General features: G+C 68.3%; 2 protein-coding genes. Both read left to right on the top strand.

Annotated elements, in window-relative coordinates:
• The first annotated feature begins 109 nt into the window (after nt 1-109).
• Nucleotides 110-10813: a hypothetical protein gene (locus ACOCMM_RS11455; protein ID WP_419553283.1), complete on the top strand. Its 10704-nt coding sequence runs from the start codon at nt 110-112 to the stop codon at nt 10811-10813.
• A 94-nt stretch (nt 10814-10907) separates the two neighbouring features.
• Nucleotides 10908-11675: a hypothetical protein gene (locus ACOCMM_RS11450; protein WP_419553282.1), complete on the top strand. Its 768-nt coding sequence runs from the start codon at nt 10908-10910 to the stop codon at nt 11673-11675.
• The last annotated feature ends 377 nt before the right edge of the window (nt 11676-12052 follow it).

Below are 12052 nucleotides of genomic sequence, written 5' to 3'. Positions count from 1 at the left end.
CTTCGGTTACGATCCGCCCTCATCCATTTCTACTCATGAATATATGAGTAGTCTGTGCGTCTGTTGAGGCACCGGCCGTCAGCCGGGTCCGGTGCTGTCGAGGTGTGCGATGAGCCGTTGGCGCCGTTTTGGGGTTGCTGTGGCGGTGGCGGGCGCCCTTGTGGGGCTGTTGGCGCTGTGGGCGCCGGCTGTGTCGGCGAATGTGTCGGGCATTTCGGTGTCGGTGTCGTCTGGTGGGTCGTGTTCGGATGTGTCGACGCCGTCGGGGTTTGATGATGCGTTCTCGTGCTCTTTGGTGGAGGGCGGTTCGTTGGTGGTGGTGGGCTCGGCGACCAGCAATCAGAACTCGTTGCGGTTGTGGTGGTCGAGCACTGGTGGTGTGTCTGATCGGGAGTCCCAGGGTGCGTTGCAGGTGGATGTGCTGCCGGATTTCTCGACTCGGTATTGGCGTGAGAACACCGCCACGCTGACGTGCACGTCTGATGGGACGGCGATTCTGACGGCTCGGGACAGCGCCGATACCGACAGGGTCAAGCTGACGGTCGACTGCGAGGCGCCGCCTGAGGTGTCGATCACGGGTTTCGACGGCGATTCTGAGGATCGGACCGATGGCGATCCGGTGGTGTTGTTGGAGGACTTCGTGGTGTCGCCGTCGTCGGCGTCGTGCTCGCATTCGTGGGTGTCGGGGGTGGGCTCGCAGCGCAGATGGAGGGACAGCAGCGGGTCGGGGCGGCGCCTGGAGGTGGAGATCTCGGCGCTGGAGGGCACCTCGCGGGTGCGGGTGAGCTGCGACGCGACCGGCTATGAGGCAGCGTCGGCTGAGGCCGATTTCGAGGTGGACGCCCCGGAGGTGTCGATCTCGGGGTTCGGCGGTGCTTCGAGGAACGGCCCGGGGCCTGCTGTGGATCCCTTCAGCGTGTGGCCGGGCTCGGCGTCGTGTGTCGAGTCGTTGGTGTCGGGGCTGGATGTGGGTCTGGACTGGGTCGACGACACGACGACGTCGCGCAGGCTGCGGGCGGACTCGGCCGCGGTGGGCACGGGCGCGGCGGTGGTGTCGGTGAGGTGTTCCAAGGACGGGTACGTGCCCGACAGCGACGAGGCGACGTTCACGTTCCGGCGGGTGGCGGTGTCGGTGACGGGGGTGGGCAACAAGTCAGGCACGGCGGGCGGTGACGCGGTGGCTCAGGGGTTCAACGTGGACCCCGACACTGCGTCGTGCGACGCGGAGGCGACGGGCTCGGCGGCGGCGGTGGCGACGGGCTCGGGCAGTCGTCGCACCGTGTCGGTGTCGGCGGCTGGGGCGGGCACTTACACGGTGACGGTGGAGTGCTCGGCTACTCATTACGACGACGGCTCGGCGTCGGCCCGGTACGTGTTCGCCGAGCCTGTGACGCCGCCGGTGGTGATCACGGGTTTCGACGGCGATTCTGAGGATCGGACCGATGGCGATCCGGTGGTGTTGTTGGAGGACTTCGTGGTGTCGCCGTCGTCGGCGTCGTGCTCGCATTCGTGGGTGTCGGGGGTGGGCTCGCAGCGCAGATGGAGGGACAGCAGCGGGTCGGGGCGGCGCCTGGAGGTGGAGATCTCGGCGCTGGAGGGCACCTCGCGGGTGCGGGTGAGCTGCGACGCGACCGGCTATGAGGCAGCGTCGGCTGAGGCCGATTTCGAGGTGGACGCCCCGGAGGTGTCGATCTCGGGGTTCGGCGGTGCTTCGAGGAACGGCCCGGGGCCTGCTGTGGATCCCTTCAGCGTGTGGCCGGGCTCGGCGTCGTGTGTCGAGTCGTTGGTGTCGGGGCTGGATGTGGGTCTGGACTGGGTCGACGACACGACGACGTCGCGCAGGCTGCGGGCGGACTCGGCCGCGGTGGGCACGGGCGCGGCGGTGGTGTCGGTGAGGTGTTCCAAGGACGGGTACGTGCCCGACAGCGACGAGGCGACGTTCACGTTCCGGCGGGTGGCGGTGTCGGTGACGGGGGTGGGCAACAAGTCAGGCACGGCGGGCGGTGACGCGGTGGCTCAGGGGTTCAACGTGGACCCCGACACTGCGTCGTGCGACGCGGAGGCGACGGGCTCGGCGGCGGCGGTGGCGACGGGCTCGGGCAGTCGTCGCACCGTGTCGGTGTCGGCGGCTGGGGCGGGCACTTACACGGTGACGGTGGAGTGCTCGGCTACTCATTACGACGACGGGGAGGACTCGGCCCGGTACGTCTTCGCGGAGCCCGAACCGCCGCCTGAGGTGTCGATCACGGGTTTCGACGGCGACACGCGTCAGTTGTTGCGTCCTGGGACGGTGACGCTGTCGGACGGTTTCGATGTGTGGCCGTCGGACGCGGTGTGCACGTCGGATCAGGTGAACAGCGGCACCCAGGCGTGGGTGGGTCCCCCGGTCGGGTCGGGGTCGCGGCGCACGGTGTCGGTGACGGTGATCGACAGCGATGCGGCGGTGGTGGAGGTGGAGTGCTCGCGGCCGGGTTATGTGACGGCGTCGCGGCGGGCGACGTTCGTGGCGCTTGCCCCGTCGGTGTCGATCACTGCGGTGTTGGGCGACACCCTCGACGGGCCGGGGGCGATGACGGGGTCGTTCACGGTGTCGCCGTCGTGGGCGCGCTGCTCTGCTGAGCACTGGTCGGGCATCACTGCTGAGGTGGACCCCTCCACCGGCACCACCGCGTCGCGCACTGTGTCGGTGGACACGGTCGTGGACGGCACGCCGCGCACGGGCGCGCTGAGGGTGCGGGTGTCGTGCGACGCGACGGGCTATGAGACGGCGACGGCGACGGCGTTGTTCTCGGCGCGGCGCATCGCGGTCGAGGTCGTCGGTTTCGTCGACGCGTCGGGCGACGCGGACAACGACGCGGTCGAGTCGTTCCTGGCGCGGCCCGACACGGCGTCGTGCACCGCTGCGCGGGTGTCGGGCGACCCTGACGCCGATGTGGCGATCGCGGACACCTCGAATCGGGACGAGGGTCTGGTGGGGCATTGGACGGTGAGGGTGGGCTCCGATGTGGTGGGCGCCGTGGGTGTGGAGGTGCGCTGCACCGCGCCCGCGTACTACGCGGGCACCGACACGGAGAGCTTCGTGTTCGCGGCGCTGCCGGCCGTGTCGATCAGCGATCCGGTCGGCGGCTCGCGCGACGGGCCGGGGACGATGACGGGGTCGTTCACGGTGGCGCCCGAGACCGCTGTGTGCACGTCTGGGCACGCGTCGGGGATCGCGGCGGCGGTGGGCGCCCCGGCGGGGGCGGACACCGCGACGCGCACTGTGGGGGTGGACACGGTCGTGGGCGGCACGCCGCGCACCGGCGAGGTGTCGGTGAGGGTGAGCTGCTCGCTGGCAGAAGACCCCTCGGTGACCGACACGCGCGTTTTGTCGTTCGAGGCGCGGCGCGTCGCGGTGTCGATCGTCGGGCTGCGCGGCGAGGTGACCGCCGACGCGGCTCCTCCTGCGGGCGAGGGGTTCACGGTGGCGCCCGCTGCGGAGGGGTTCTTGGTGATGCCGGTCGGTGCGCACTGCACGCCGACGGTGGTCTCGGGCGACGAGAACGCCGTCGCGGTCATCACCGAGGATTCCGATGAGGCAGCGCTGAGGCTGCTGAGCGTGACCTCGGGTGTGGCGGGCACCGTGGGTGTGCAGGTGCGCTGCACGGCGGCTGCCTACCACGACGGCACCGACACGGTCGACGTCGTGTTCGCGGCGCTGGCGGTGGTGGTGATCTCGGGTTTCGAGGGCGCTGTGGGGTCCGCGGCGGATCTGTCGGGCGGTTTCGGGGTGTCGCCCGCGTCGGCGAGCTGCCGGAGGGTCTTCGAGGGCATCGACGCGACGGTCACGTTCACCGACGACGACGGTGCCGATCGCGTGGTGAGGGTTGCGGTGACGGGCTCGGCGACGGGGAAGGTGACTGTCACGGTCACCTGCACCGCGACGCGGCACGTCTCGGCGTCGGCGACTGCGGAGTTCGTGCGCACGGGGGGCTGCTCGACCGATCTGGGGCTGCTGGAGGCGGGCACCGTGACGCGCAGCGGGACTCTGTCGGCGACCGATGGGTGCCGGTCGTGGGTGCGCGGCAGCGAGTCGTCGCCGAACCACGCGCGCCGCTACACGCTGCGGGTCCCCGCGGCGTCGAGGATCACGGTGGACGCGTCGTCGTCGGCGGTGGACCTGTACCTGTACGCGTTGCGCGGCAGCGGCGCCGCGGCGCAGGTGCTGGGCTCGGACAACAACAGCGGCAGCGCGAACACCGGCGACGCGCGCCTCGCCGAGGTCCCGGTCGCTGCTGGTGTGGTCTATGTGATCGAGGTGACCACCAGCACCGCACGCGACACCGGTGCGTTCACATTGACGGTGCTCACCGCCGCGGACCTGCCGCTGGTGCGCATCACCGGGCTCGGCAGCAGGATCGAGCCGGGGTTCGGCACCGTGACCGTCGACGAGGGCTTCACGGTGGATCCCCCCACGGCCGTGTGCTCTTCTTCGCCGCTGGGCGTCGTCACCGAAGGCGCCGAGGCCGCCGACCGGACGCTCAGCGCCGATCTGAGGGTCGGCACGACCACAGCGGAGACGGTGACGTGCTCGGCGGACGGCTACGCCGACGGCACACAGAACGTGCAGCTGAGCGCGCGCTCCGCAGCGGCGGTGTCCAACGTGAGCGTGACCGCGACCGCTCGGGGCAGCTGCACCCCGACGACCGCCGCGGGGTTCGACAAGGCATATGCCTGCACGATGACCCGCGGGGACTCCCTGGAGGTGTCGGCCGCGGCGGACGCGAACACCGGCGGGGCGCGGATCGGGTGGGCTGCGGCGGGCGGGGTCAGCGTCGTCGGGGGCGTGTCGCGGCCGGCGGCCCTGGTGAGCTCGCCCGACGGGGCGGTCTCGTATTGGCAGTCGGCGCGGACCGCGACGGTGGGCTGCACCGCGACCGGCACCGCGACGGTCACGGTCACCCTGGCCGACGCGGCCGACTACACCGCGCAGGTGACCGTCGCGTGCGACGCGCCCGCAGCGGTGCTCATTTCCGGCCTGGACGACACCGACCACAGCGGCGACGCGTCGGCGCCGGTGTCGGACTCCTTCGAGGTGACCCCCGGCACCGCTGGGTGCTCAGCGTCGTCGACAGCGGGCACCGCCACGGTGACAGGCACGGGGAACCGCCGCACCGTCACTGCCGCGGTCGCGTCAGGCACCACGGCGACGGTCACGGTGTCGTGCTCCCAGGCGCCGCTGGCAGGCGACTCGGAGTCTGCGCTGTTCAGCGGCGAGCCCGTTGATGGGTGCAACGACCCCCTCGGCAGCCTGGCGGGGGGCATCACGTCGGCGTCGGGGGTGATCGCGGCCGACGCGGCGTGCATCTCGACGCGTCGGCACCGCATCGCGCTCGGCTGGGCCTACTACACGCGACGGCACACGTTCACTCTCACCGGGCCGGCGACGGTCACGATCGACCTCGGCGACGACCGCTCCGACACCGCCACGCTGGACACGTTCGTGGTGCTGATCGCCGGCGACGACGCCGCGGCGGGCGCCCGCATCGGCGCCGACGACGACGGCGGCGCACGCGGCACCGACAGCCGCCTGTCCGACGTGGACCTCGCACAGGGCGTCTACACGATCGAGGCGACCACCTACGCGGTCCGCGCGACCGGCGCCTACACCCTCGCCGTCGACGTCGCCTATGACAGCGAAGTCGTCATCGACGGCCCGGAGCCCTCGACGCTGGTCGGCGACGTCGCGGTGAGCGGCGCCTTCACCGTCACACCCGCCGCCGCCACGTGCACCGCCGCCTCCACGGTGGGAACCGCGACCATCACGCCCGACACAGGGGCGACGCGCACCGTCACGCTGCCGATGGTCGCTCCCGCCTCTGCGGTGGTGACGGTCATCTGTCGCGCCGACGGCCACGCCGACGGGACCGCGACCGCTGTGTTCGCGGTCACCGAGCCCGCCGAGGTGGCATCGGTCACGCTCGCCAGCGGCGGGGCGTGCACTGCTGCGCCGGGGGACCCCCCTGACGGCATCGACCAGGCATTCGGGTGCACCGTCGATGAGGGCGGCCCGGTCACGGTCGATGTGACCGCGGTCGCGAACCACGCCGCCATCGCGATGGGATGGACAACGTCGGGCAGCGACGTCGTCGCGACGGCGGCCGCGGTGCCCGCCGCGACCAGCCGGCCCGACGGGGACTGGCAGACCACCGCCGCTGCGGACCTGTCGTGCACCGCGGACGGCACCGCCACACTCACGGTCACCGCCGGGTCAGGCACCGATGTCGACACCCGCCTCACCCGGCTCGCCGTCACCTGCCGCACCCCGGTGGCCATCGAGGGCCTTGCCGACACCACCGAGCCCGGCAGCGGCACAGTTGCGGTGGTCGACGCGTTCACTGTCGATCCTGACACGGCGCGATGCTCTGCTTTGCCGGTGGGCACCGTCACAGAGGGCACCGGCGCCCAACGAGCGCAGCGCACCCTCACCGTCAGCCTGCCCGCGGGCACGTCGTCGACCGTGACGGTCACCTGCACCAGCACAGGCAACACCGACGGGGTCGAGAAAGCGCTGTTCACCGCGGACGCAGCCGTCGAGGTGGGGTCGGTCACGGTCACCGGCGGCGAGGCATGCACCGCCGCGCCGGGGGACCTCCCCGACGGCGTCGACGCGGCGTTCGAGTGCGCGGTGGCCCTCGACGGCACCGCCGCCCTGAGTGTCACCGCAGCTGCCAGCCACGCCGCGATCAGCCTCGCATGGACCACCGCCAGCGACGACGTGACCGTCACCTTGGGCACCGTGCCCGACGACGACGCCCCCGGCCTCGACGGCCACTGGCATACCACCACGGCCGCGACGCTGGGATGCACCGCAGCAGGCGCTCACACCGCGACGCTGACGGTCACCGCCGGGACCGGCACCGACACCGACACTCACATCACCCGCTTCACCGTGGTCTGCGGGACCGTCGTGTCGTTGGATGTGGGGGTGAGCGGGGATCACTGCTCTTCGGTGTCGCCGGCGCCGGTGGGCGCGCACAGCGGCTATTGGTGCCCGTTGTCCGATGAGCATCGTTTGGTGCTGAGCGCGACCGCGGATGCGTCCAGCAGGGATATCTCGTTGGGGTGGTCCGCGGGGACGGGCGTGACGGTGGTGTCGCGGTCTTTGGACGCGGTCGCCCCGCTGGCGGGCCCTGACGGTGTTGTTGTGGAGGGCAGCTGGACGCGGTCGGGTGCTGTGACGGTGTCGTGCACCGCGGCGGCGGTGCGCACGGTGACGCTCACGGCGACTGCGGGGTCCGGCGATGATGCGGTCGCTCATGTGTCTGTGGTGAGTGTCGACTGCGCGGATCAGGGTGCGATCACGGGTCTGGACGATTCGTCGGGTTCGGGGACGGGCACGGTGACGGTGACCGACGAGTTCACGGTGAGCCCGGCGGCTGCGGTGTGCACGGCTGATGCGACGGCGGGCAGGGCGGGTGTCACTGCGGGTACTGAGGGCTCGCGCACGGCGCGCGTGCGCCTCGACGCGGTGGCGGGCAGTGAGGTGTCGTCGGTGGTGTCGGTGGACTGCACGCCGCCGGGTCATGCGCCGGTGACGGCTTCGGCGGCCTTTGTGGCGTCGTATGGGGATCCTTGCGACAGCCCGCTTGGTGTGCTGGGGGACGGTGTGACCGAGCGTTCGGGAACGATCGCGACGAGCACCAGGTGCCGGTCGCCGCAGCGGTGGACTGATGGGGGCACCGCTTCGGGCTATTACGCGCGCCGTCACACTTTCGAGCTGATCAATCCTGCGACGGTCACGATCGATTTGGAGTCGGCGTCGTCGAACCGGCGGCGGCTGGACACCTACGTGCTGCTGCAGCAAGGCGCCCCCCAGGACGGCACCGGAACCGTGCTGGGCCGCAACGACGACCGCGCGCCCGGCGATTACGACTCGCGGATCGCAGGCAAGCAGCTCGCCCCGGGGATCTACACGATCGAGGCGACCGCCTATGGGTCCTACCGCACCGGCGACTACGACCTGACGGTCACCGCGCAGCTCGAGGTCCTCATCGAAGGCCTCGACGGCGGCGCGGTCATCGGCACCGGCACCGCACGCGACTACTTCACCGTCACCCCCGCGGACGCGTCGTGCACCCCGGGCTCGGGCACGGTCACTGATGTCGACGACGACGGGCGGCGTGTGCTGTCGGTGGGCCTCACTGCGCTGGGCGACACCGACGTCACCGTGGAATGCGCCCATGACGGCTACACGGCCGCGACGTCGACGTCGACGCTGAGGGCTTTGGTGCCGGTGAGCTCGGTGGAGGTCGACGCGGACAGCGGCGGGACGTGTGCTGATTGGACGGGCACGCTCGACGCCGGCGTGGACCAGAAGTACGCGTGCACGATGACCCGGGGCGACACGCTCGTGGTCGGCGTTGAGGCGTCGGGCCCGTCGAGCCGGATGACTCTCGGGTGGGCCGCGGGGACGGGGGTGACGTTCGAAGGCGCCGACGGGGACCTGGGCGCTGCGGTGCTCAACGGGGCGGTGCAGTGGACCCGGGAGGGAACCGGAGGGGTGACCTGCACTTCCGACGCCGATGTGACCCTCACCGTGTCGATCGATGGGGTCGTGGAGCACACCACGGTGCTGGCGATCACGTGTGTGCCGCCGGTGGAGATCACGAGCTATGTGCCGGGGTCCCGTGACGGGGCGGGGGCTATGTCGGGCAGCTTCGACGTCGCTCCTGCGACTGCGGACTGCTCTGCTTCGAATGCGTGGGGCATTTCGGGTGCGCCGTCTGCGGGGGGCAGCGGTGTGAGCCGCACCGTGAGCGTGTCCACGACCGATACCGGCCGGCTCGGCATTCAGGTCTCCTGCGAGAACGTCGGCTATGCGACCGCTGCCGCGTCTGCGGCGTTCGTGGCGCGTCCCGCGTCGGTGTGTGTTTCCCCGTTGGGAACGCTCGCGCACGCCACCCGGACTGTGTCGGGCACCTTGAGCACCGCGAGCTGTGCCACCGCGAGCCGCGACCCCGACTCGTCGGACACGTTCTATGTGCGCCGGCACACGTTCACGCTCGCCACCTCAGGGTGGGTCGGCATCGACGCGGAAGCCACCGGCACGGGCACGAACGCGCTCGACACCTATGTGGTGCTGCTCGACGGACACGGATCCGGCGGCCAGGTCGCGGGCCGCGACGACAACAGCGGCACCGGCGACAACGCCCGCCTGTCGGAAGTGTTCCTCGCGTCGGGCCGATACACGATCGAGGCCACCACCGCCACAGCCGAAGCCACCGGCGGCTACCGACTGATGGTGGCCGCCGACTTCGCGCCTCAGTCAGACGACCTGCCCGCCACTGTGACCGCGACGGTCGGGCTGACCGCCAAGCACCGCTTCGACTACCGGCCCCACGACGCCACCGTCACTGTGCAGTCGGTGTCCCCCCAAGGGCTCACCGCCGCCGTCACCGCCCTGCACGGCTCCGCTGTGGTCGATCTCACCCCCGACAAAGCCCTCACCACCACCGTCACCTTGGCGTTCACCGCATCAGGACACACCGGCACCGAGACCATCACCGTCACCAGCTACTGCCAGACCGGCTACCGAGCCAGCCCCGACGGCACCTGCCAACCCCTCACACCCGAACTCGACGAATCATGCTTCCAGACACTGCCTGAGGGGCGTACCGATACGTTCGGCCGTCAGTGGCGGAACGTCGTGACTCGGGACCTGTATGCGCAGGACTGCGATTCGGTGTCGGTGACGGGCAAGACGGCGGGCTATTTCCGATTCGACATCCCGGCGGATGAGACGTCTCGATCAAGCTATGGATTGCAGATCGACTTCATGCTGCCTGCCAACGCCCATCCGATCGGCATCGCTCTTCGACCTGGACCCCGTGCTGTCCTGCCGGAGCTCTCTGTGATCGTGTGGCCCTTGGGCACGGACGGCGTGACCGCGCAGACGCCTCCGCTGGCCCTCTCAAGATCGTCAGCTGTCGCCGGAGACGGCAGCGCGCTGCGCTTGTCCGCTGCCGGTATCGGGCCGGGCAGCTATGTCGTCGAAACAGCGGTGCCGCCTGCCACATCGACGGGCAGTCCGCCTTCGCCGCTCACGACGAACAGATTCGTCGTTGCCGTCACGACGCCTTCGGTGGGTGAGGCCTACGAAGACGTCCAACAGCTCGGGAACATCTGGCTCGACGGCGCCGGTGCGACGCTCGATGAGTTCCTTGATGCCCGCGGGACGACGAACTACGGCGAGTCTTCGGAAAACCCGACGAACAACGACGACCTGTTCGACCCCGACAGCCCGCACTATCCGTGGCTGTCGTTCAGCGTCGACAAGTGCAGCATCCCCGAAGGCGTCGTCGCTGCGGGGGACGCGGTGCTCGACAGGCTGTTCGCTGCGCTGTGGGGGGACTGGAGCGGCATATTTACCGGTGAGATCGACGGGACGGAGTTGGAGGATCTGATTCGGGCTGAGTGGTTCCGGGACTATCCGCATTTCGGCAGCGCCGAGGTGGCGTTCGTGTATGCGTGCATGCGTCATGACTTCAATTGGAAGAACCTGCACCGCATGTCATGGCTCAACAAGCACACCACCGAGCCAGCGATTTGGACGGAGGCATCATCCACGGAATCCAACCTCCGAATGCTCGCCGATCTCGAGATCCTATGTAATGCAAATCGAGAATCTGCTATCGAGACCTCCGACAGATTCGATTGGCGAATTATGAGTCGCGAGAGCCTCGTTGACTGCGAACGAACTGCCTATTTCATCAGGTCCGCATTGGACCTCGTGCCGGTCAGCTATTCGTCCTATGATTGGGGAACTCTGTGACCCGCGATGATGTTCTATCAGTGCTCTCATGCTTCTTTGCCGGGAGGCAGCACGGCTAATGTAGTTCGAGGGATCACGACAAGAGAGCTATGTCATGAACAAGAATAGAGCGTTACGTATTGCACTAATAGCGGCACCTATTGCTGTGTTGGTTCTGATCGGATTTTGGTTATTGATGGACGACAATCAAGTCGATCTGCGCAACCTAGACGATGCAGCCTTCCGCGAGCACGTCAACGAAGTTGCAGGCGTCCAGCAGATAGTCAATGTGTATCGGCGGGATCGCAATGCCACATTTCGAACGAATGCCGACAAGCGTGCGTACGACAAGGAAGAGCGCCAGTGGCTCGAGAATGAAGCTACGGACGAAGAACGTCACCGCTGGTACTTCGCGCTCGCCATACAGCTCCAAATAGGCCAAGCCCAAAACTCGCTGCCAGCGGAACTCGGAGAAGGCGGCATACTTCAAGCGTCCTATTACGAAGCAATGCGAGAGTGCGCAGCAGAGCACGGTTACAGTGGCCTGCTGCTGGCTGATCCCCCTCCTGACGAATATGACAGACTCGAATTGGAGGAGGGCATCAGTTTTGACGGGACCTACTACGACCGGCTAGAACCGGACTTTGGAATCACTTTGGATGAGTATTTTGATATACGGCATGGCTGCGCGAACTGGGCCCAGCACTACCCCACACTGGACGAGGCAGAGCGCGACCGACTGCTCAATCTGCGCAACGAGCACTACTGGCAGGAAATCAGGGACTTCTTGTTGAAGAACCCCGACGTCATCATCCCGCGCCTTGACTCGCCGGAATGCACTGCTGAGTTCATTGCCGAATGCGTAGGCAACGTTTCTGGATAGAGCCTGCTATGGGGCAATGCCGACGAACCGCAAGCTTCAGCAGAATGGCTTTGGACCTCGTGCCGGTCAGTTAGCGGAGACAATACATGGCGCACTCGATTTAGCGATCTCCCTCGAATGGGTGCCATTCATCGATATCGATTATCCGCACTACGGTTGAGGCATAGACAGTGAAAATGAGCCACAACCCCTGCGGACCTGCCAGCAAGATTCAGAATCGGATAGCCATGCACTGCTCCAGAGGAATCTCTCGATCGGTCCGACTCGTTGTCTTGTCTGTGGCGTCATGCCTATTGCTCACGCCGGTGCTCGTGAGTTGCACGTCGGGCGGAGACAGTTATACCGAGGAGGACATCGAGAGAGTTGTCGACGATTTC

The sequence above is a fragment of the Candidatus Poriferisodalis sp. genome, from assembly GCF_965198245.1.
Classification (GTDB): domain Bacteria; phylum Actinomycetota; class Acidimicrobiia; order Acidimicrobiales; family Poriferisodalaceae; genus Poriferisodalis.
This window is presented reverse-complemented; position numbering and strand designations above follow the sequence as displayed.

What these genes read in the sequence shown, in the direction of transcription:
- ACOCMM_RS11455 (WP_419553283.1), top strand. Translation starts at nt 110, where the DNA reads ATGAGCCGTTGGCGCCGTTTTGGGGTTGCTGTGGCGGTGGCGGGCGCC.
- ACOCMM_RS11450 (WP_419553282.1), top strand. Translation starts at nt 10,908, where the DNA reads ATGAACAAGAATAGAGCGTTACGTATTGCACTAATAGCGGCACCTATT.